The sequence below is a fragment of the Nonomuraea sp. NPDC052116 genome (assembly GCF_040680035.1).
GTDB lineage: Bacteria > Actinomycetota > Actinomycetes > Streptosporangiales > Streptosporangiaceae > Nonomuraea > Nonomuraea angiospora_A.
The window spans coordinates 117,231-138,344 of the sequence record NZ_JBFAWA010000012.1 but is presented as its reverse complement, the minus strand read 5'-3'; the positions used below and the strand labels follow the sequence as shown (position 1 = coordinate 138,344).

Here is a 21,114-nt window from a genome sequence, read left to right as displayed (position 1 = left end):
TCTCAGCCGCCGGGTCCTCTCCGCCGGATGGGAGCGGCGTCGCCGTTCGGGGGCAGATCGCCGCGCTCCACCGGGGCCGGTGGCGAGGGAGCGGGCGGGCCCGTGCCGGTCGCCGGGCGGGCGCCCTGCGCGGCCCGCTTCAGCACCGGCCGGTCCACCTGGCCGACCGGGCAGATCAGCCGGATGTGGTGGTCCTTGCGCACGGCGACGTACTCCTGGTCGCCGCCGTGCACGACGTACCAGCCGCCGCCGTCGCGCTCGCACGGGCCCGTGCGCACGTACGGCCCGCGGTCGATCCGCAGCTCCACCCGCTTGCCGTCGGGCGAGATGTAGACCGCGCCGAAACCGTCGTCGTTGATCACGCCGACCGACTGTTCGGACACTTCGTACCCGGGCAGGTCCACCACGTACATCAGCTCGGGAGCCGCGCCCTGCCGCCGGGCCAGGTCCATGGCCGCCCGGCTCAGCTCGGTGCCCCGGCGCGACGGCACGATCAGGGCTTGCGCGCGATGCCGCCGAACATGAGGCGCTGGCCCACGGACAGCTCCTCGGGGACGTCCGCCTCCGGGCGCCACAACGGCAGCGGCACGACGCCCGGCTCCACCAGCTCGAACCCCTCGAAGAAGCCGGTGATCTCCGCGACGGTGCGGAACCTGCCGGTGCCGAGAAGCGCGAGGTACTGCTTCTCCGCGTCGCGGGACTCCTGGCTCGAGTCGCAGAAGTGGGTGATGAAGAGGTAGCTGCCGGGCGGGACGGCGGCCATGTACGCATCGACGATCCCCTGCGGGTCCTCGTCGTCGTGCAGGTGGTGCAGGATGCCGACCAGCATCACGCCGACCGGCCGATCGAAGTCGATGAGCTGCTTGACGGCCTCGTCGCCGAGGATCGCCGCCGGGTCGCGCAGGTCCGAGGTGACCACCGCGGTGCGCTCGTTCTCGGCCAGGAGGGCTCTGCCGTGGGCCAGCACCATCGGGTCGTTGTCGACGTAGACCACGCGGGCCTCCGGGTTCGCGCGCTGCGCGACCTGGTGGGTGTTCTCCACGGTCGGCAGCCCCGAGCCGAGGTCGATGAACTGCGTGATGCCCTGGTCGATCATGAAACGGACGCCGCGGTCCAGGATCTGGCGGTTGTAGGCCGCCACGTCGTAGATCTCCGGGATGACCTTGACGATCTCCGCGACGAAAGCGCGATCGACCTCGAAGTTGTCCTTGCCGTGCAGGACGACGTCATAGGCCCTGGCGATGCTGGGCCTGGTCGTGTCGATCGCGCTCTTCCACTCATCCGACTTCTCGCCCACAGGTGCCCTTCCTCACGGAGTCGATCATCAAGATCATAGGGCGGATCCGGCCCGACAAATGCGCTTATCGCCGCATTGTCACCAGCCGTCTGCTTCGCCGCGGCGGCACGCCGTACGCGCCGCGGCCCCGGAAGGCGGCTTCGGCCCGGCCTCCCGGTCTAAGCTGATCACGGCGGTGAGCGAGCTGGCCCGCGACTGCTACGGACAGGGGGGCTGGTGGTCGAGCAGCCTCGGCGTGGGCGGGGGGCGGTGTGAAGTCCGTCCCCGATGAGCCGCTGCGGCGGATCCGCACGCTGGAGGGCGAGCTGGCCGACGCCCGTCAGGACGTGCTGGCCCTGGTCGCCGAGCTGGAGGAGCGCGACGTACGGCTCAGGCGGGCCCACCGGGCGATCTTCCGCGAGCTGGAGGACGCCCTGCGCCCGCCGATCCCACACGTGGAGCAGGCGCGGCTCGCGGTCTACTACTCCTCCTCCGAGGACGACGCTCCGACCGGCGGCGACCTCTACGACGTGGTGATCATGCCGGGCGGCGAGCTGCACGTCGTCGTGGTGGACGCGGCCGGCCACGGCGTGGCCAGCACCCGCGCCGCGCTCAACATCATCCACGCCGTCCGCGTGCTCTCCCTGGCCGGGCTGCCGCTGGAGAACGTCGTGGAGCGCGCCGCGGCCATCCTGCAGCCGGTCTACCCCGATCTGGCCGGCACCGTGCTGGTGGCCCGCTTCGACCCCCGTACCGGAGTGCTCCGGGTGGCCACCGGCGGCCACCCGCCACCGCTGATCGTGGCTCCCGGCGAGCCGGCGACGTACCTGGAGGCGTGGGGGCGCGGCCTCGGCTACCCGGATCCGGGCAGCGACCACGTGGCCGAGCGGTGGCTGGGGCCCGGCACGCTGGTGCTGTTCTACACCGACGGGCTGGTGGAGGCCCGGCGCGACCTCAACGCGGGGCTGGACGAGCTGGCCGAGCTGGCGGGCCGGCACCGGGACCTGCCGGTGGACGAGCTGACCGACACCCTCGTACGGATGATGCGCCGCGAGGTGCTGCACAGCGACGACACCCTGCTCCTGGCCATGCGCTGGACGCCGGCGCGCGAAAGTTGACCTGGAGCGCGCTCCAGCAGGCAGGGTGGACCCATGCACAACGCCATGCGAACGCGCACCATCGGAAACCGCCAGGTCGGGGCCGTCGGGCTCGGCGCCATGCCCATGTCGGTGGCCGGGCACATGCCCGACGAGGACCAGTCGATCCGCACCCTGCTCGCGGCCCTGGAGGCCGGTGTCACCCTGATCGACACGGCAGACGCCTACACGCCTTCGCACGACGACGTCGGCCACAACGAGCGCCTGGTCGCCCTCGCGCTGGCCCGCTGGGGCGGCGACGCCGACACGGTGCTGGTCGCGACCAAGGGCGGCCACACCCGCGTCGCCGGCGGCGGCTGGTCCGTGAACGGCGACCCGTCGTACCTCAAGGAGGCCTGCGAGCGCTCGCTCAAGGCCCTCGGCGTGGAGAGCATCGGCCTCTACCAGCACCACCGGCCCGACCCGAAGGTGCCGTACGCGGAGACCATCGGCGCGCTGAAGGACCTGCACGACGCCGGCAAGATCCAGATGGCCGGCATCTCGAACGCCGATCCGGAGCAGATCAGGCTCGCCCACGACATCCTCGGTGAGCGCCTGGTGAGCGTGCAGAACGAGTATTCTCCGCGCTTCCGCTCCAGCGAGCCCGAGATCGACGTCTGCGCCGAGCTCGGCCTGGCGTTCCTGCCCTGGTCGCCGCTGGGCGGCATCGGCCGTACCGGGGAGCTGAGCCAGAGGGACGCCTTCACCGAGATCGCCGAGGCGCGCGGCGTGTCCCCCCAGCAGGTCTGCCTCGCCTGGGAGCTGGCCCGCAGCCCGGTCGTCATCCCCATCCCCGGCGCGAGCCGGCCGGAGACGATCCTCGACTCCATCGGCGCCGCCGACCTGGAGCTCACCGAGGAGGAGCTGGCCCGCCTCGGCTGACCTCTGCCGTCACGGTCCGAGGGTGACCGGGCCCGTCACGAGCCGCGGGTGGACGGCGGCAGTGCGCGGGAGATGGCGCGGGCGCTGGTGCGCAGGAGCGGGGCGAGCGCGTGGGGCGACGTGCTGCCGTGGTGGACCACGAGGGACACCGCGGCCACGACGTCGCCCCGGGCGTCGTGGATCGGCGCCGCGACCGACAGGGCGTCCATGGTGACCTGCCGGTCGCTGACGGCGTAACCGCGGGCGCGGGTGTCGGCGAGCGCGGCGCGGATCTGCCGCGGGGTGGTCATGGTCCGTTCGGTGTAGCGGGTCATGGGGCCGGCCACGACCTGCTCCTGCACCTCGGCGGGCGCGTACGCGAGCAGCACCAGCCCGACGCCCGTGGCCGTGAGCGCGAAACGGCCGCCGACCCGGGTCAGCACGGGGACGGCCTTGCTCCCGGCGATCCGTTCGACGAACACCACCTCGGCGCCCTCCCGGACGGCCAGCTGCACGTTCTCGCGGGTGACCTGGGACAGGTCCTCCAGGTACGGCAGCGCGGCCTCGCGCAGGCCCAGGCCGCGCGGGGCGAGCGAGCCGATCTCCCACAGCCGCAGGCCGATGTGGTAGCACCCGGCCGGATCCCGTTCGAGCGCGCCCCAGGCCAGCAGCTCAGCGGCCAGCCGGTGCACCGTGGAGACCGGCAGGCGGGCGTGCCGGGACAGCTCGCTGAGGGTGAGCGAGCGCCGGTCTGGCGTGAACGCGCCGAGGATCTGCAGCGCGCGGGCCACGACCGGGCCGGTGCGTTCGGCCGTTTGCCTGGGGGCTGGGATCTGCATCGGCGGCTCCCTGGTCAGAGTTCGAGGACCAGCTTGGGGCAGGCGGCGCGGGAGACGCAGACGAACATGGTGTCGTTCACCGCCCGCTCCTCGGAGGTGAGGAGAGAGTCGCGGTGGTCGACCGCGCCGGCCAGCACCGCGGTCTCGCAGGTGCCGCACGTCCCCTCATGGCACGAGGATAGGACCTGCACGCCGGCCTCCAGCACGACGTCGAGGATCGAGCGGTCCGGGGGCACGGTGAGGGTGACGCCGGTGACGGCCAGTTCGACCTCGAAGGACTCCGTCCGTACGGGGTCGGCCGCCTCCTTGGGCTCGAAGCGCTCCATGTGCAGCGTGCCGGACGGCCGGTCCGCGCAGCGGCTCTCGACGGCCGCCAGCAGCGGGGCGGGGCCGCAGCAGTACACGAGGGTGTCCGGCGTGGCCCGCGCCAGGAGGGCGTCGAGGTCGAGCAGGCCGTGCTCGTCCTGCGGGCGCAGCTCCACCCGGTCTCCGTGCTCGGCTTCGAGGTCGCGGGCGAACGCCATCGAGCCCGCCGTACGGCCGCCGTAAGCCAGGTGCCACCGGGCGCCGACGGCGTCGGCGGCCCGCACCATCGGCAGGATGGGGGTGATGCCGATGCCTCCGGCGACGAACAGGTAGCGGGGCGCCGGGTGGAGCGGGAAGTGGTTGCGCGGGCCTCGGGCGAGGACCGTCGTACCCGGGTGGAGGTCCTCGTGCACGTACGCCGAGCCGCCCCGGCCGTCCGGCTCGCGCAGCACGGCGACGCGCCAGGTCGTGCGGTCGGCCGGGTCGCCGCACAGCGAGTACTGGCGGACGCGGTCGCCGCCGAGCACCAGGTCGATGTGCGCGCCGGGCTCCCACGCGGGCAGCTCGGCGCCTGCCGGGTCGCGCAGGTCGAGGGCGACGACCCCGTCGGCGACCGGGTCACGAGCCTGCACGACCAGCTTGCGCTCCGCGCTCATCGGACTGCCGAGGTCCGGGCCGGGTGCGCGCTCGATGCTCATCGGACGGCTCCCGCCCCTGACAGGGCGTCCGGCCCCGCCATCCCGGCGTCGGTTCGCGCCGCCCCGGCGTCGGTTCGCACCGTCCCAGCGTCGGTTCGCGCCGCCCCGGTGGGGGTGTCGGGGGGCGGCGGGTTCGTGGAGGCGTTGTGGCCGGTCGGGTGGCCGAGGAGCCATTCCCAGACCTCGACGGGCCCGTCGGCCACGTGTACGGCGCCGCAGTGGCAGGTGCCCTGGAGCAGGTCGCTCCCCGGCAGCCACACCACGCGGAGCAGCCCCCGCCGGGTGGGCACGCGTCCGGGCTCCATGCCCGTCACACCTGCCGGGCCGGAGCACCCTGCCCCGCCAGTCCGGCCAGCATGCGCCGGGCCGCCAGCCCGCCCGTGTCGATGTTGATCGACAGCTCCTGGTAGCCCGCCGGCTCGGTCGCGATCACCCGTTCCAGCACGTCGAGCGCGGCCACGTCCTGCAGCACCACCGTGCGGTTCTGTTCGGCCAGGAAGTCGGACACGCCCTGGTCGTCCAGGGCGAAGTCGCGGGCCACCGCCCAGAAGTCGTGCGTGGAGTGCTCGGTCTCCGGCGTGATCGCGTACACGACCTCGACGTGGAAGGCGTCCGGGTCGCCGCCGTCGGCGTCGGGCAGCACGCCGAGCGGGGCGATGCGGGAGTGCAGCTTGTACAGGCACGGCGGGGTGTACTCGATGTCCTGCCAGCGCATGATGCGGCCGGTCAGCCCGGTGGACTTGGAGTAGAACGGCGGGCATTCGGCGTCGTCCATGTGGCGGCTCACGTGCACGATCCCGGCCTCCTCGTCCACCGTGGTGGTGATCGGGGTGGCGGCCACCTCGGGGGTGCCGATGTACCCGCCGTGCAGGTACGTCTCGTGCGACAGGTCCATGAGGTTGTCCACCAGCAGCCCGAACCGCGCCTGGAGCGGCTCCATCCCCGACACCGTCGTGTACTCGGGCGAGTCCAGCCAGGGCGCGCGCGGGATGCGGGCCGTGTCGGCCCGGGCGGGGTCGCCGATCCAGACCCAGACGAAGGAGTCCAGCTCGACGACCGGGTAGCTCTTCAGCCGGGCGGTACGCGGCACTCTGGTCTGGCCGGGGACGGCGACGCAGCCGCCGTCGGCGCCGTAGGTGAAGCCATGGTAGCCGCAGACCACCTGGTCCTCGACGAGCCGGCTGGGCGGCTGCGACAGCGGGAACCGGCGGTGCACGCAGCGGTCGGACATGGCGGTGACGGTGCCGGCGCGGGTGCGCCAGAACAGGATGGACTCGCCGCATATGGTGCGGGTGAACAGCTCCTGGCCGATCTCTCGCCCGTACGCGGCGACGTACCACTGATCGCGGGGGATGCTCGACACGGCGACTCCTTCGTGGTGCGGCTGCCGGTGGGAACGATGGTGGCTCGGCCACCCGGAGCGCGGAACAACGATTCCCGGATGCCGGAAAACTCGCTCTTCCCGAGTGCCGGATTCTTCTTTATCCTCATGCTCAAGCAGTCTGTGAACGTTCACAGTATGCATAAGGCCGATTTCGCCCCTCAAAGGCGCATTTTTCGGGCGAATCGTCGCCACATGGGTCCGTGAACGTGCACACAGTCCGGAATTCGGCTCTATCAACGGGACCGATCATGACCACGTACCACTTACGAAGGATCCGGGTCACCCTCCTGCTGACACTCGCGGCGCTGATCGCGGTCGCGCCGGCGACGCCCGCCCGGGCCGCCACGCTGAGCATGCGGGGCGCGGACATCTCCTCGCTCCAGCGGAGCCTGGACCTGGGGGCCAAGTACTACAACGCCTCCGGCACGGCCGCCGACCCGCTGGACATCCTCATCGGCGCCGGAGTCAACTACGCCCGGCTGCGCATCTGGAACAACCCGGCCAGCGGCTACAACAACAAGGCGAAGGTGCTGGCCTACGCCAGGACGGTCAAGGCCAAGGGGCTCGGCCTGATGATCGACTTCCACTATTCGGACACCTGGGCCGACCCGGGCAAGCAGTTCAAGCCGGCGGCGTGGGCCAGTCACGGCATCGCCCAGCTCCAGACGGACGTCTACAACTACACGTACGACATCTGCACCAGCCTCAAGGCGCAGGGCACCACACCGGACAGCGTGCAGATCGGCAACGAGATCAACGTCGGCATGCTCTGGAACGACGGCAAGGTCATCAACAACGACTTCACCAACCTCAGCCTGCTGCTCAAAGCCGGTTACAACGCGACCAAGGCGTGCAACAGCGGCACCCAGGTGATCATCCACACCGCGGACGCCGACAGCCTCGCGAACGCCCGCTGGTTCTACGACGGGATCCGCGCCAAGGGCGTGCCGTGGGACATCACCGCCCTGTCGTACTACTGCATGTGGCACGGCTCGCAGTCCACCCTGTCCAGCGTGATCAACGACGTGCGGACCCGTTACGGCAAGCCCGTCATCGTGGCGGAGACCGCGTACCCGTTCACCGCGAACAACGCCGACAGCGAGCCGAACGCGATCAACGGCTCGGCGCCGTGCTCCGGCTACCCGGCCACCTGGGCGGGGCAGGCGAGCAACTTCACCGCCGTCCAGAACACCGCCCGCAGCGCCGGGGCGATCGGCGTCTTCTACTGGGAGCCGACCTGGTACGCCATCCAGGGCAACGGCTGGGACCCGGCCAACATCAACGGCACCGGCGACCAGTGGGACAACATGGCCACCTTCAACTGGACCGGCGGCGTCAACCCCGGCATCAGGTGGACCCCCTAGCCTGATCCGCTCCCCGGCTCGACGGCGTGCTCGACGGTGTCGGGCCGGGGTCCAAGACGTCCGCAAGTGAGCGCCAAGACGTTCTGGAGAAGCCTTCCGCACACTGTCTCCGGAGGACGGAAGGGAGACAGGCGATGATCACAGGCTTCACGACCACAGCCCCTGCGGGCGGGACCTACCCCGACAAGGCCGAACGCGCCCGCCGTGACCCGCGGGTGGCGCTGCTGTACTCCGACCCGGCGGGCAGCGGCCTCGACCGGCCGCCCGTGGTGCTCGTCCAGGGGCGGGCCGCCGTAAGCGACGCCGACCTGCAGGCCAACACCGACCGGTACGTGCGCGAGGCGCTGACCAAGGCCGGGAGTGGGCTCGCAGACGCGCCGCTGTTCCTGCTCAGGGGGCTGACCTGGTATTTCGCCCGCGTCTACGTGGAGGTGACCCCCGAACGCGTCACCTGGTGGCCGGAGGGCGACCTCTCCTCCGCACCCCGCACCTGGACCTGCCCGGGCGGGACGAGCTTCCCCCGGTCCGACCTGGCGCCGTCGGGGCCCCGGCTGCCGAGCCGGTCGGCGCCGCCGGTGGACTGGCGGCCCTACGCCGCGCGGGCGATGGGGCTCGGCGCCCCCGTCGTCTCGATGGTGGCCGACGGCCTGCCGATGACCGTGCGTGCCCGCTCGGTCGTCCGCACCAGGCGTGGGTTCGAGGTGCTGCTGCCCGCCGGGGTGACGGGCTCGCCGGGGCCGGTGTGCCTGACGTTCCACCGGTCCTCGGGGACCGGAGGGCAGGAGAACGTCGTGCTGCTGGGATCGACGACGGGCTCGGGCGACCTGCTGGAGGTCGAGGTGGAGCGGGCGCTGAACGACTGGAGCCTGGCCGGCGGTCCGGTGGGCCGTACCTGGTCGTTCGTCCGGCACGCGAAGGAGCTGCGGAAGCGGGTCAGGGCGGAGGCCGCCCGCCGTGACCAGCCGGTGCCCGTCGTCCGGCGGTGACGCGCCTACTACATCTGCTAGTACACTCCGTCACTATGCGCGACCCCCGGGCATCATCGCAGGTCAGGTCGGCGGAGAACTCTGAACGGGTCGCCAGCCGTATCCAAGACCAAATGGACATCACAGTTACCGGATCCGGGCCCCTCCCGGCCGGCGGCCCGCACCCGGGCCTCATGCACACTCAGGTGCCGTCGTGAGCGCCCCTCGCTCGCGGCGCGTGCTCATCATCACCGCCGCCGTCATCCTGGTCGCGGTGCTCGGCTACGCCGTGCCCGCCATCGCGCTCTCCGGCAAGGTCCCTCCGGGCACGCGCGTGGACGGCGTGGACATCGGCGGGCTGGCGCCCGAGGCCGCCCGCTCCCACCTCGACCGGCAGCTGGCCCAGCGCGTACGGCAGCCGATGACGCTGGTCGCCGGCGGCAAGCGGGTCCAGCTCACGCCCGCCGAGCTGGGGCTCGACTTCGACGCCCGGGCCACCATCGAGGCCGCGATGGCCGGGGCCGCCACCCCGGCCGGCATCGCCCGCTCCCTCTTCGGCAGCCGGCAGCTCCCGCCCCGGGTCATCGTGGACGAGCAGCGGCTGGCCGCCGGGCTCGCCGGCCTGGCCAAGAGCGTGGACACCAAGCCGGTGCAGGGCGGCGTCCGCTACCAGGGGCTGGAGCCGCGCACGGTCCTGCCCAAGCCCGGACGGGCGCTGGACCGCGACGGAGCGGCCCAGGCGGTGCGGGCGGCCTTCGCGGCCGGGCGCCGTTCCGTCGAGCTGAAGCTCCAGGTGACTCCTCCCACGCTCACTGCCGCCCAGGTCAAGGAGGTCGCCTCCGCCACGGCGCGCACCGCGGTCGCCTCCCCGCTCACGCTGGCCAGCGGCGGCAAGCAGGCCACCGTGTCCAGGGAGCAGCTGGCCGCCGGTCTCCGCTTCGTCCCCGACGGCAAGGGCAGCCTGCGCCCGTCGTACGACGCCGGCAAGATCGCCGCGGACATGGCCAAGTCGCTGCTGATCACACCGCCCAAGGACGCCTCCTTCACGATCGTCAAGGGCAAGCCGAAGGTCGTCCCCTCCCGGGCCGGCCACGGCGCCGACATCAAGACGCTCGGCCCGGCCATCGCCGAGGCCGTCGCGGCGGGCAGCCGCCGCGTCGACCTGCCCGCCACGGCCCGGCAGCCCCGGGTGACCACGGCCGAGGCGGCCAAGCTCGGCGTCAAGGAGCAGGTCAGCTCGTTCACCACGCAGCACCCGTGCTGCGCGCCCCGCGTGACCAACATCCACACCATCGCCGACATCGTGGACGGCTACGTGGTGCAGCCCGGGGAGACGTTCTCCCTCAACGACGTGGTCGGCAAGCGCGACAAGGCCCGCGGCTTCGTCGAGGCGCCGATGATCCTCAACAACCGGTTCGTCAACGACGTCGGCGGCGGGGTCTCCCAGTTCGCCACCACCATGTTCAACGCCGTCTTCTTCGGCGGCTTCCAGGACGTCCAGCACCGGGCCCACCAGTACTACATCTCCCGATACCCGGCCGGGCGCGAGTCCACGGTCTCCTTCCCCCAGCCGGACTTCCGCTGGCGCAACGACTCCCGTCACGGCGTCCTGATCAAGACCTCGTACACGAGCACCTCGGTCACCGTGCAGTTCTGGAGCACCAAGCGCTACGACATCGAGTCGCAGAGCTCCGACCGCTACAACGTCAAGCCCGTCGAGACCCTCAGCGAGAAAAGGGACGAGTGCATCCCCATGGACGGCTCGGAGGGCTTCGCCATCGACGTGTGGCGCATCTTCAAGAAGGACGGCAAGGTCCTGCGCAAGCAGCGCTTCCACACCGTCTACGACGCCGAACCCCGCCTCACCTGCGAGAAGTGACCTCGGGACCGGTGAGCTCGGGCGAGGACGGTGTCCTCATCGGAGAAGGGCGTTGAGGCCGCCGTAGTCGAGGCCGTCGGCGAGCGTCGCGTACGTGCCGCCGCCGAGCAGTTCGGCGGCCGCCCGCGCGGCGCACGCGTAGGCGGCCTGGGCGATCGCCGAGCCGACGCTGACCCGCGCGACGCCGGCCGCCGCCAGCCGCTCCACCGGCGGGGCTCCGGGCCCGGCCATCACGTTCAGCGGCAGCGGCCCGCCGGCCAGGCGGGCGATGGCGTCCAGGTCCAGCAGGCCCGGCACGAACAGCCCGTCGGCCCCGGCCTCGGCGTAGACCCGCGCCCGCTCCTCGACCTCGGCGAGCCGGTCCCCCGGAGCACCGGCCAGGTAGACGTCGGTGCGGGCGTTGACGAACAGCTCGACCCCCGCGGCGTCGGCCGCCGCCCGCGCCGCGGCGATGCGCCGGGCCTGGTCACCGGGTGACAGCAGCGGCTCGCCGTCGAGGCCGGGGGAATCCTCGAGGTTGACGCCGACCGCTCCGGCCTCGATCAAGGCGGCGGAGGCGGCGTCCCAGGCGTTGGGGAGCACGAGGACCGTGCCCTCGTGCAGGTCTCTGAACCGGGCGGCCTGCGTGACCGTGGTCGGCGTCATGCGGATCTCCTTGACGAAGCAGCTCTACGGACACCAAAGGATCTTCCGCGCCGCAGGCTCAGGTCCGGCCATATCCGGACATCAGCCGCGACCGTGCCGCTGCCCACCAGAGCACACGCGACCTCAGAACAGTCAGGGCGCGACCGACGGGCAACTCCCCCGTCGCGCGCCCCGACCAGCGTCCCCCGCCCGGACGCGAGGCCGGTCACCCCGTGACCTCCCGCCCGGTCGAGACCCTCGCGTCATGGAATCCGGGCGAGGAGCTTCTTCATCTGCGTCACCTGGGCCTGCTGCTCCTTCATGATCCGATCGGCCAGCTTCTTCGCCTTCGAACTCTTCCCGTGCTTCCGCTCGACCCGCGCCATGGCGATCGCCTCCTCGTGATGATCGACCATCATCGTGAGGAACTCCTTGTCGAAGGCCGAGCCCCGGGCGTCCAGCAGTGTCTTGATGTTCGCGTCGGATATGCCGGCCGCCGCCTCATGCCCCGCCTCGCTGATCGGCGTGGTCTTGCCCCAATCCTTCAGCCAGCCCTGCAGGGTCTCGATCTCCGGCTGCTGCCCGGACTTGATCTTCTCCGCCAGCTCCTTGGTCTCCTCGTACGTTGCCCGCGTCATGGCCAGCTCGGCCATCTCGATGGCTTCCTGGTGGTGCGCGATCATCATCTGCGCGAACATCACGTCGGCGTCGTCGAAAGCGGGTTTCGACTGAGCGCTCGCCGTCGCGACCGGCACGGCTTGGGACATCATGGTCGTGTCCCGCCGCGCCGGGCTACTGCCGCAGGCGGCGAGGGCGAACGCCCCCACCGCCAAGGACGTGGCCAGTGAGACGCCGTGCACTGCCGCTGGTTTTATGGTCATCGCCGCTGAACCCCCCGATTTCAGCACGTCAGCCCAAGCCGTCTACGCGGGGCTGACCTGGCCATATGTTCCCCGGGAAGGGCCGTTGCTACCGTGCTGTGAGCGTCAGGAACCGGCCGTGGAGCGCGTTCGTTGTGCGGGACAGACGGACCACCGAGCGTCGGGGAGTTCAGCATGGCGATCACCGGCATCATTTCCGGACTCATCATCGGCATCGTGATCGGCGCCCTCGGGCGGCTGGTCATCCCGGGGCGGCAGCGCATCCCCATCTGGCTGACGATCGCGATCGGCGTCGTCGCGGCGCTCGTCGGCACCGCGATCGCCTCCGTTCTGGGCGTCGCCGAGACCGGCGGCGTCGACTGGATCGAGCTCGCCATCCAGGTCGCCCTGGCGGCCCTCGGCGTCTCGCTGACGGTCGGCCTCTACGGCGGCAAGCGGCGAAGGTAGCGGCGGCAGCCGTCCCCCGTCAGGGGCCCTTGCCGCCCGCGGGCGTGGGCTCGCGCGTCAGCAGCTGGTCGAGCTTGGCGTTGACCGCCGCCAGCTCCTGCTTCACCTCTTCCAGCTCCGCCTGCGCGCGGGTCTCCGCCGGGGACGGCTCCGTCTCGTGCATGGCGTTGACCACCACCGCGATGAACAGGTTCAGCGCGACGAAGGTGGACATCAGGATGTAGACGATGAAGAAGACCCACGCCCACGGCTTGTGCTCCATCACCTCCTGCGCGACGTTGCCCCAGTCGTCGCCGGTCATGATCTGGAACAGGGTGAACAACGAGCGCGGCAGGTCGGCGAAGCGGTCGGGCACGAGCTCCCCGAACAGCTTCGTGGAGATCACCGCCGCGATGTAGATCATCAGCACCAGCAGGCCGATGATGGAGGCCATCCCGGGCATGGCAGTCAGCAGCGCGCCCACCACGCGCCGCATGCTGGGCACCGCCGAGACCAGCCGCAGCGCCCGCAGGATGCGCAGCGACCGCAGCACCGACGTGGGCCCGGAGGCCGGGACGAGCGCGATGCCCACGATGGCGGCGTCGAACCAGTTCCACGGGTCGGCGAAGAACGACTTGCGGTAGGCGTACAGGCGGGCGGCGATCTCGACCGTGAAGATCGCCAGCGCGATCCGGTCGACGGCGTGCAGCAGCCCGCCGACCTGCGCCATCAGGTCCGCGCTCGTCTCGCATCCGATGGTGATCGCATTGATGACGATCACGGCGATGACGCCGCGCTGCACGAACTTGCTCTCCAGGACGGCACGAACGCGTTCTGGCCCTGACAACTTCTACCGCCCCCACGTGACGACCACAATTATTGATCATCGTAGTGGGCCGCGGCGCCCGCGCCGGCTGGGCCGGAGGTCCGGGATCGCCGTGGCGAGCGGCGCACCCGTACGATGTGGCCATGGTGGCACGGCTGATCGTCATGATCGGTTACGACGGCATCGAGCTCGTTGACGTGGCGTCCGTGACGACCGGGTTCGACCACGCCAACCAGCAGGGCGCCGACCCGGCGTACGAGGTGGTGTTCGCGACGCCGATGGGCCGGCCCGTGCGCTGCGACTCCGGGCTCGAGCTGTCCGGGCAGCACCGGATCGACCGGATGGACGGCCCGATCGACACCCTGGTCGTCTCCGGCGGGCGGGGACACGCGGCCGCCGCCGCCAACCCCCGGTTCGTCAGCCAGGTCCTGCGGCTGGCCGGGCTGTCGCGGCGGGTCGCGTCGGTGTGCACCGGGGCGACGGTGCTGGCCGCCACCGGGCTGCTCGACCACCGCCGGGCCACCACGCACTGGCACTACGCGGGGCAGCTCGCCGCTCGCTACCCGCGGGTCGACGTCGACCCGGCGCCGATCTTCATCCGGGACGGCGCGGTCGCGACGTCGGGCGGGGTCACCGCCGCCCTCGACCTCACGCTGGCCTTCATCGAGGAGGACCACGGGGCCGAGCTCGCCCGCCGCGTGGCCATGGGCATGGTCGCCTACCTGAAGCGCCCCGGCAACCAGGCGCAGGTGAGCCTGTTCAACCGGATGCCGCGCTCCGACCAGGCCCTGGTCCGGCGGGTCATCGACCACGTGATCAGCAACCTCACCGGCGACCTGAGCGTGCCCCGGCTGGCCGCGCTCGCCGGGGTGAGCGAGCGGCATCTGAGCAGGCTGTTCGTCGAGCACGTGGGCCGGACCCCGTCGCGGCTGGTCCGCGACGCGCGGCTGGAGGCGGCCTCCCAGCTGCTGGCCGGATCGCGCGAGCCGGTCGCGGCCATCGCCCGCCGGTGCGGGTTCACCTCCGCCGAGTCCTTACGGCAGGCGTTCGTGGCGTGGGCCGGCGTCTCACCGTCGCAGTTCCGCTCCAGGGCCGTCGGACGCGAGCCCGGCCCCTGATCAGGTGAGGTCTCCGGTCACGTCCGGGACCGGCGTCTCCACCCGCGGCAGCCTCCGGTAGCCGCTGGGGGCGGGCCGCGGCGGGATCTTCAGGGGCGCCCGCCGCACCTCCTCGTACGGGATCGTGGACAGCAGGTGGGAGATCATGTTGATCCTGGCCCGCCGCTTGTCCGCGCTCTCCACCTCGTACCACGGCGCCTCGGGGATGTGCGTGTGGATCATCATCTCGTCCTTGGCCCGCGAGTACTCCTCCCACCGCGTGATCGACTCCAGGTCCATCTCCGACAGCTTCCACCGCCGCATCGGATCCTCCAGCCGCGACCGGAACCGCCGCTCCTGCTCGTCGTCGCTCACCGAGAACCAGTACTTGCGCAGCAGGATCCCGTCCTCCACCAGCAACCGCTCGAAGATCGGGCACTGGTGCAGGAAGCGGGTGTACTCCTCCTGCGTGCAGAACCCCATGACCCGCTCCACCCCGGCCCGGTTATACCAGCTCCGGTCGAACAGCACGATCTGCCCCGCGGCCGGCAGGTGCTCCACGTACCGCTGGAAGTACCACTGCGTCCGCTCCCGCTCGGTGGGCGCGGGCAGCGCCGCGATCCTGGCCACGCGCGGGTTGAGATATTCGGCGACCCGCTTGATCGTGCCCCCTTTGCCCGCCGCGTCCCTCCCCTCGAAGACCACGACCACCCGCTGCCCCTCCGCCTTCACCCACTCCTGCAGCTTCACCAGCTCACCCTGCAACTGCAGCAGCCGCTTCTCGTAAGGCTTGCGCCGCAACCCGTCAGAACTCATGCCCTCGGACTCCCTCCACCGGTCAGGGCGCGTGATGCTGGCGCCCGCGTGCCATCATGCGCCATCCTCGGGCGTGCTCCGTTTTCTGCCCGGCCTGGTCACCCTGACCGCCTACCGGCGCGCATGGCTGCGTGGCGACCTGCTCGCCGGGCTGACCGTCGCCGCCTACCTCGTCCCCCAGGTCATGGCCTACGCCACCGTGGCCGGGCTGCCGCCGGTGGCCGGGCTGTGGGCGATCCTGGCCCCGCTGGCCCTGTACGTCCTGCTGGGCTCCTCCCGCCAGCTGTCGGTCGGGCCCGAGTCGACCACCGCGCTGATGACCGCCACCGCCATCGGCCCCCTGGCCGCCGGGGACCCGGTCAGATACGCCTCCCTGGCCGCCTCGCTGGCCGTCATCGTCGGGCTGCTCTGCCTGAGCGCCCGGCTGCTGCGGCTGGGCTTCGTCGCGGACCTGCTGTCCAGGCCGATCCTGGTCGGCTACCTCGCCGGCGTCGCCGTCATCATGATCGCGAGCCAGCTCGGCAAGCTCATCGGCGCCCCGGTGACGGGAGAGTCCCTCATCGAGCAGGTGTCGTCGTTCGTCCATCTGCTGCCCCGCGCTCATCCCGGCACCGTCATCATGGCGGCCGCGGTGCTCGCCTTCCTGTTCCTGCTGCAGTGGCGGCTGCCCGCGGCCCCGGCGCCCCTGCTCGCCGTGCTGCTGGCCACGCTGAGCGTGGCGGTGTTCCACCTGGAGGCGCGGGGCATCAAGGTGGTCGGCGCGATCCCCGCCGGGCTGCCCGCCCCCTCGCTGCCCCCGCTGGAGAACCTGCTGCTGCCCGCCGTCGGCGTCTTCCTCGTCGGCTACAGCGACAACATGCTGACCGCCCGCTCCTTCGCCGCCCGCCACCACCAGGACATCGACGCCAACCAGGAGCTCCTCGCGCTGGGCGCGGCCAACCTGGGCGCGGGCCTGCTGCACGGCTTCCCGGTCAGCAGCAGCGGCAGCCGCGCCGCCCTCGCCGACGCGGCCGGCGCCCGCACCCAGCTGTACTCGCTCATCTGCCTGGTCGCCGTCATAGCCGTGCTCATGTTCGCCGGGCCGCTGCTGGCCGACTTCCCCACCGCCGCCCTCGGCGCGATCGTCGTGTACGCCGCCACCCGGCTCGTCTCCCTGCCCGACTTCGTGCGGCTGGCCCGCTTCCGCCGCGCCGAGCTCGTGCTCGCCCTCGGCGCCTTCGCCGGGGTCCTGATCTTCGACATCCTGTACGGCATCCTGCTCGCCGTGGCCCTGTCGGTCGCCGAGATGCTCCACCGAGTGGCCCGCCCTCATGACGCCGTCCTGGGCCTGGTGCCGGGCCTGGCGGGCATGCACGACATCGACGACTATCCCGCCGCCCGCACCATACCCGGCCTGGTGATCTACCGCTACGACTCGCCGCTGTTCTTCGCCAACGCCCATGACTTCCACCGCCGCGCCCTGGCCGCCGTCGACCAGCAGGACGCCCCCGTCCGCTGGTTCGTCCTGAACGCCGAGGCCAACGTCGAGGTGGACATCACCGCCCTGGACGCCGTCGACTCCCTGCGCCAGGAGCTGGAGCGGCGCGGCATCGTCTTCGCCATGGCCAGGGTCAAGCAGGACCTGCGCACGTACCTGGACGCCTACGGCCTGACCGCCGCGGTCGGCGAGCAGCGGCTCTTCCCCACGCTCCCGACCGCGGTCGCCGCCTACCGGCAGTGGGAGGGCGAAACGCCCTGATCAGCGCTCATCGCGGGGAGGGGCCGAGCGCGCGAGGGGCGTCCACGGCGGCCAGCCTGAGTTGCAGGCGGGTGTGGAACGACAGCGTGGAGACGAGCGCCTGGTGGCCGGCCCGCGGCGTGGCGGTGCGGAACGCCTCGTGGAGCAGATCGTCGGCACCGGCGATGCATCTGATCTCGTGGCTGACGGTGAGAGCGCGCCGGAGGTAGCGCGTGGTCTCCGCGTTCCGCCCCGAGGCCAGGCTGGCGAACCCCATGGCGGTGAGGGCGAGGCTTTCGCTCCAGCGGTCGCCGATCTCGCGGGAGATGGCGAGCGCCTGGCACAGCGGGTGGGACGGGTCCCCGTACTCGCCGTTGATCAGCAGGCCGAGGCCGATCACGATGAGGGCCATGCTCTCCCCCCAGCGGTCGCCCATGTCCCGGGAGATGGTGAGAGCCCGGTAGAGAGGGCGGGTGGCTTCCGCGCCGTAGCCGCCGGTCAGGCGGGTGAAGCCCATGGCGGTGAGGGCCAGGCTCTCGCCCCAGCGGTCGCCGATCTCGCAGGTGATGGCGAGCGCCCTCTTCAGGTGGACCATGCTCGCGCTGTGGTGCCCGAGCTGGCGGTAGGCGTTGCCGATGCCGACGAGCGCGCGGCCCTGGCCGCACAGGTCGCCCGCCTCCCGGTAGCGGGCGAGGGAGCGCTGCTGCTGGCGCAGCGCCTCGGCGAAGTGGCCCGCGCGGTCGTGGATGAACCCCAGATGGTTGCGCGTCTTGGCCTCGCCCCAGCCGTCGCCGCTCTCCTGGTCGAGGACGAGCGCCCGGCCGTGGTGGTCCAGCGCCTCGGAGAGGTGCCCGGCCCGCCAGTACGCGAAGCCGAGGTTCTTCATCGTCTCGGCCAGGACGCGGGGGTCGCCGGCGTCGCGCGCGGCGTCGAGCGCCCGGAGATGCGTGTCGATCCAGTCGCGGACGTGCCCGCGGATGAGGAAGAACCGCCAGAGCGCATGCGCCAGCCGCCACGTGTAGTCGTCCCAGCCGTGCTCGGCCGACAGCGCGACGGCCGCCACGAGGCTGGCCCGTTCCTCCTCCACCCACATCAGCGCGCCTTCCGGGCCCTCCAGCGCGGGCGGCTCGGCGGGGGCGCGGTCGATCACGTCGGGGAAGCGTCTCCGGGTGGGTTCGACGAGGTCCGCGGCGCGGCTCGCCGTGTGGAGGTACCAGTTCAGCACGCGACGGACGGCGGCCGTCCGTTCGGCCGCGCCGTCCGCGAGGGCGCTCTGCTCGGCGGCGTACGCGTGGAGCAGGTCGTGGAAGCGGTGCCGTTCACGGCCCTGTTCACGGCCCTGTTCACGGCTGGGCCTCTCCAGCAGCGACCGGTCGGCCAGGACGTCGAGCAGCCGCCGCGCCTCGGCGACCGGGACGCCCGCCAGCGCGGCCGCCGCCCCCGGGCCGACGTCGGGACCGGGATGCAGGCTCAGCAGGCGGAACATCCGGGCCGCCGGCGGCTCCAGCGCCAGGTACGACCAGGAGAGCACCGCCCGCACGCTCGCCTCGTGGTCGTCGGAGGTGTCCAGCGCGTCCAGCCGGGTCCGCTGGGCCCGCACCTCCTCGGCCAGGCTCTGCAACGGGCTGTCCGGGCGGTACATCGCGTGCTCGGCCGCGATCGTCAGCGCCAGCGGCAGGTGGACGCACGACCGGGCCAGTTCGGCGGCGGCCCACGGCTCGGCGCCGATCCGTTCCGGGCCGAGGATCGCGGCCAGCAGGGCGGTCGACTCGCCGGGCGAGAACCGGCCGAGCACGAAGGGCCGCGCCCCCTCCCGTACGGCCAGGCCGCGCAGCTGGTTGCGGCTGGTGACCAGCACGAACGAGCGCGAGCCCGGCAGCAGCGGACGCACCTGGGCCGCGTCGCGGGCGTTGTCGAGCAGCATCAGGACCCGCCGCCCGGCCAGCACGCTGCGCAGCAGCGCCGAGCGGGCGTCCGTCTCCTTGGGAACCCGCTGCCCGACCACGCCCAGCGCGTTGAGCAGCAGCTCCAGCGCGGCATGGGGCTCGACGGGCGTGCCCGGGCCGAAGCCGCGCAGGTTGAGATGGAGCACGCCGTCGGGGAACCGGTCGGCGACCGAGTGCGCCCAGTGCACGGCCAGCGCCGTCTTGCCCACTCCGCCCATGCCGCTGACGGCGGCGATCACGATCGGCGGCGACGCGTGAGCGTCCTCGCGGTCGAGGAGGGCGTTCAGGGCCGCGAGCTCGTCGCGGCGCCCGGTGAAGGAGGCGAGGTCGGAGGGGAGCTGCCGCGGGCGTACCGGGCCCGGCGGCGGGTCGTCCGGCTGAGAGGCCGGCGGGAGGTGACCGTCATCGAGCACGCGCGCCACCTCGGGGTCGCCGGCCAGGATGGCGGAGTGCAGGCGCACCAGCTCCTGGCCGGGGTCGACGCCCAGCTCGTCGCGCAGGAGTGCGACGACGCTCCGGTACGTCTCCAGCGCCTCCGCCCGGCGGCCGGACCGATGCAGCGCGACCAGGAGCTGCGCCCACAGCCGCTCGTGGAACGGATGCTCCGCGGTCGCCTCCTTGAGCACCTTGACCATCTCGTCGTCGCGGCCGAGCCGCAGGCCGAGCTGGAACCACCGGTCAACGGCCCGCAGCCGCTCCTCCACGACCGGCGGCACCTCGTCACGATGCAGCGACTCCGACGGAACGCCGGCCAGCACGGGGCCGCGCCACAGCCCCAGCGCGCGGCCGAGGAGATCCGCCGCACCGGCGGCATCCGTGCCGGCGCCGGCGCGCGCGACCAGCGCCCGGAACCGCGACAGGTCCAGCGCCTCGGGCGGCACATCGATGACGTAGCCGTCGTCGGACGTGCGGATCAGCCGGTGGGAGCCGTCACCGCCCGGGTCCTCGCCCAGCGCGCGCCGCAGCCGCGCCACGTGGGTGTACAGCGCGCTGCGGGCGTTGTGGGGAACGTCGTCGGCCCACAGCCGCTCGATCAGCTCGTCCGGCGAGACGTTCCGGTTGGCGCGCAGGAGCAGCGTGGCGAGCACGATCCGCTGCTTGGCCGCCGGAAGGGAGATCGGCCGGCCGTCACGTACGACTTCGAGCGGGCCCAAAATCCCAAACCGAAATCCGGCATTCGACCTTATGTCCACATTCATCCTGACGTCGCGAAGTGATGGACGACAGCACGGGCGGGTGGGGAGGCGGCGTCTCCCCCGTCGCGCCTTGGATCCGCACCCATCCTATGCGGGCCGTCCGGCTACGCCCGGCTGTGGCGCGGAGCGGCGACCGGCCCCGATCCGCCCCGGCCCTCGTTCGGGGCAGATCGCTTTCTCATGAACGACGGTAGCCACCGGCGACGCCATCGTTCTTGCACAAACCTTGCGTCGCCCGGACCGCCTCCTTTCGCCGGGTTTCGGCGTGGCCCGCACGACAGGTTCAGGACAGGTCCACGAAAGGAGCCGATGGGATCATGAGGGCCGGACGACATCGCTGAGCCCACTGGGAGGACTCTGTGGAAGGCTTGCGGATCACGGCGCTGATGGCCGCGACGCTGTCGATGGGCCTCGTGGCGGGGGCCTTCGCCCTGTACGCGCACACGGTCATGCCGGGCCTCGAGCGGACCGACGACCGCACCTTCGTGGGCGCGTTCCAGGCGCTCGACCGAGCGATCATCAACCCGTGGTTCATGGGAGGCGGCTTCCTGGGCGCCCTGCTGTTCACGCTCCTCGCCGCGGTGGCCCATCTCGGCCGCCCGGCCCTGCCGTGGATCGTCGCCGCGCTCGTCCTGTACGTGATCACCTTCGTCATCACCCTGGTGGTCAACGTGCCGCTCAACGACGCGCTCAAGGCGGCGGGGGATCCCGGCCGCATCGACGTGGCCGCGGCGCGCGAGGCGTTCGGCGAGATGCGGTGGCGGAGCTGGAACCTCGTCCGCGTGGTCGCCTCCACGACCGCGTTCGGCCTGCTCGCCTGGGCTCTCACGTTGTCCGGGAAGTAGAGCCGGCCCCTGACACGCCTTTCCATCCAAAC

20 protein-coding genes are annotated in these 21,114 nt (G+C 72.0%); 9 read left to right on the top strand and 11 right to left on the bottom strand.

Annotated features, from left to right (window positions below):
• Positions 1-2: 2 nt before the first annotated feature.
• Together AB0L65_RS24340 and AB0L65_RS24335 are read right to left on the bottom strand one after the other, a co-directional pair.
• Positions 3-491 carry a hypothetical protein gene (locus AB0L65_RS24340; RefSeq protein ID WP_364249043.1) on the bottom strand — a complete coding sequence of 163 codons (489 nt, stop codon included), beginning with the start codon at positions 489-491 and terminating at the stop codon, positions 3-5.
• Between the two features lie 2 nt (positions 492-493).
• A complete protein-coding gene (locus AB0L65_RS24335; protein ID WP_364249041.1) occupies positions 494-1,297 on the bottom strand; it encodes an SAM-dependent methyltransferase in 804 nt (267 codons plus the stop codon).
• A 251-nt stretch (positions 1,298-1,548) separates the two neighbouring features.
• Between AB0L65_RS24335 and AB0L65_RS24330 the strand changes: the two genes are divergently transcribed.
• Together AB0L65_RS24330 and AB0L65_RS24325 are read left to right on the top strand one after the other, a co-directional pair.
• On the top strand, positions 1,549-2,394 hold the full coding sequence (locus AB0L65_RS24330) for a PP2C family protein-serine/threonine phosphatase (protein ID WP_350742927.1): 846 nt from the start codon (positions 1,549-1,551) through the stop codon (positions 2,392-2,394).
• Between the two features lie 45 nt (positions 2,395-2,439).
• A complete protein-coding gene (locus AB0L65_RS24325) occupies positions 2,440-3,294 on the top strand; it encodes an aldo/keto reductase (RefSeq protein WP_364249039.1) in 855 nt (284 codons plus the stop codon).
• 35 nt (positions 3,295-3,329) lie between these two features.
• On the opposite strand, the gene AB0L65_RS24320 is transcribed toward AB0L65_RS24325, so the two are convergent.
• The 4 genes from AB0L65_RS24320 to AB0L65_RS24305 are packed head-to-tail and all read right to left on the bottom strand — an operon-like array spanning position 3,330 to position 6,479.
• Entirely contained in the window at positions 3,330-4,112 is a 783-nt protein-coding gene (locus AB0L65_RS24320) for an IclR family transcriptional regulator (protein WP_364249037.1), read from the bottom strand.
• A gap of 14 nt (positions 4,113-4,126) precedes the next feature.
• Positions 4,127-5,116 carry a PDR/VanB family oxidoreductase gene (locus AB0L65_RS24315; RefSeq protein WP_364249035.1) on the bottom strand — a complete coding sequence of 330 codons (990 nt, stop codon included), beginning with the start codon at positions 5,114-5,116 and terminating at the stop codon, positions 4,127-4,129.
• Positions 5,113-5,421 (bottom strand): hypothetical protein, encoded by a 309-nt coding sequence (locus AB0L65_RS24310; RefSeq protein ID WP_364249033.1) that lies wholly within the window; start codon positions 5,419-5,421, stop codon positions 5,113-5,115. Before AB0L65_RS24310 ends, AB0L65_RS24315 begins: the two co-directional genes overlap by 4 nt.
• Before the next feature lie 5 nt (positions 5,422-5,426).
• Positions 5,427-6,479, bottom strand: coding sequence for an aromatic ring-hydroxylating dioxygenase subunit alpha (locus AB0L65_RS24305; RefSeq protein ID WP_364249031.1), 1,053 nt, complete (start codon positions 6,477-6,479; stop codon positions 5,427-5,429).
• A gap of 269 nt (positions 6,480-6,748) precedes the next feature.
• Here AB0L65_RS24305 and AB0L65_RS24300 point away from each other — a divergent pair, with 269 nt between their 5' ends.
• The 3 genes from AB0L65_RS24300 (at position 6,749) to AB0L65_RS24290 (ending at position 10,708) form a co-directional block, all read left to right on the top strand.
• Positions 6,749-7,864: a glycosyl hydrolase 53 family protein gene (locus AB0L65_RS24300; protein WP_364249029.1), complete on the top strand. Its 1,116-nt coding sequence runs from the start codon at positions 6,749-6,751 to the stop codon at positions 7,862-7,864.
• A gap of 134 nt (positions 7,865-7,998) precedes the next feature.
• A complete protein-coding gene (locus AB0L65_RS24295; RefSeq protein ID WP_364249027.1) occupies positions 7,999-8,850 on the top strand; it encodes a hypothetical protein in 852 nt (283 codons plus the stop codon).
• Between the two features lie 193 nt (positions 8,851-9,043).
• The gene (locus tag AB0L65_RS24290) at positions 9,044-10,708 is read left to right on the top strand and encodes a VanW family protein (protein ID WP_364249025.1); all 1,665 of its coding nucleotides are present in this window, start codon (positions 9,044-9,046) and stop codon (positions 10,706-10,708) included.
• 36 nt (positions 10,709-10,744) lie between these two features.
• Here AB0L65_RS24290 and AB0L65_RS24285 read toward each other — a convergent pair whose 3' ends face one another.
• Positions 10,745-11,353: an isocitrate lyase/phosphoenolpyruvate mutase family protein gene (locus AB0L65_RS24285; protein WP_364249023.1), complete on the bottom strand. Its 609-nt coding sequence runs from the start codon at positions 11,351-11,353 to the stop codon at positions 10,745-10,747.
• A gap of 242 nt (positions 11,354-11,595) precedes the next feature.
• Entirely contained in the window at positions 11,596-12,240 is a 645-nt protein-coding gene (locus tag AB0L65_RS24280) for a DUF305 domain-containing protein (RefSeq protein ID WP_364249021.1), read from the bottom strand.
• Between the two features lie 147 nt (positions 12,241-12,387).
• On the opposite strand from AB0L65_RS24280, the gene AB0L65_RS24275 reads away from it, so the two are divergent.
• Complete coding sequence (locus tag AB0L65_RS24275; protein WP_350737993.1) at positions 12,388-12,660, top strand: GlsB/YeaQ/YmgE family stress response membrane protein; 273 nt, start codon at positions 12,388-12,390, stop codon at positions 12,658-12,660.
• A 19-nt stretch (positions 12,661-12,679) separates the two neighbouring features.
• On the opposite strand, the gene AB0L65_RS24270 is transcribed toward AB0L65_RS24275, so the two are convergent.
• The gene (locus AB0L65_RS24270; protein ID WP_355195490.1) at positions 12,680-13,486 is read right to left on the bottom strand and encodes an ion transporter; all 807 of its coding nucleotides are present in this window, start codon (positions 13,484-13,486) and stop codon (positions 12,680-12,682) included.
• Between the two features lie 122 nt (positions 13,487-13,608).
• Here AB0L65_RS24270 and AB0L65_RS24265 point away from each other — a divergent pair, with 122 nt between their 5' ends.
• A complete protein-coding gene (locus tag AB0L65_RS24265; protein WP_350737998.1) occupies positions 13,609-14,583 on the top strand; it encodes a helix-turn-helix domain-containing protein in 975 nt (324 codons plus the stop codon).
• Here the strand turns inward: AB0L65_RS24265 and ppk2 are convergent, their stop codons facing one another.
• Positions 14,584-15,378 carry a polyphosphate kinase 2 gene (gene ppk2 / locus AB0L65_RS24260; protein WP_355195486.1) on the bottom strand — a complete coding sequence of 265 codons (795 nt, stop codon included), beginning with the start codon at positions 15,376-15,378 and terminating at the stop codon, positions 14,584-14,586.
• Between the two features lie 73 nt (positions 15,379-15,451).
• Between ppk2 and sulP the strand changes: the two genes are divergently transcribed.
• Complete coding sequence (gene sulP, locus AB0L65_RS24255; RefSeq protein WP_364249018.1) at positions 15,452-17,116, top strand: sulfate permease; 1,665 nt, start codon at positions 15,452-15,454, stop codon at positions 17,114-17,116.
• Positions 17,117-17,123: 7 nt separating this feature from the next.
• Here sulP and AB0L65_RS24250 read toward each other — a convergent pair whose 3' ends face one another.
• Positions 17,124-20,195 (bottom strand): BTAD domain-containing putative transcriptional regulator, encoded by a 3,072-nt coding sequence (locus AB0L65_RS24250; protein WP_364249016.1) that lies wholly within the window; start codon positions 20,193-20,195, stop codon positions 17,124-17,126.
• 401 nt (positions 20,196-20,596) lie between these two features.
• Here AB0L65_RS24250 and AB0L65_RS24245 point away from each other — a divergent pair, with 401 nt between their 5' ends.
• Positions 20,597-21,082: an anthrone oxygenase family protein gene (locus AB0L65_RS24245; protein ID WP_364249014.1), complete on the top strand. Its 486-nt coding sequence runs from the start codon at positions 20,597-20,599 to the stop codon at positions 21,080-21,082.
• The last annotated feature ends 32 nt before the right edge of the window (positions 21,083-21,114 follow it).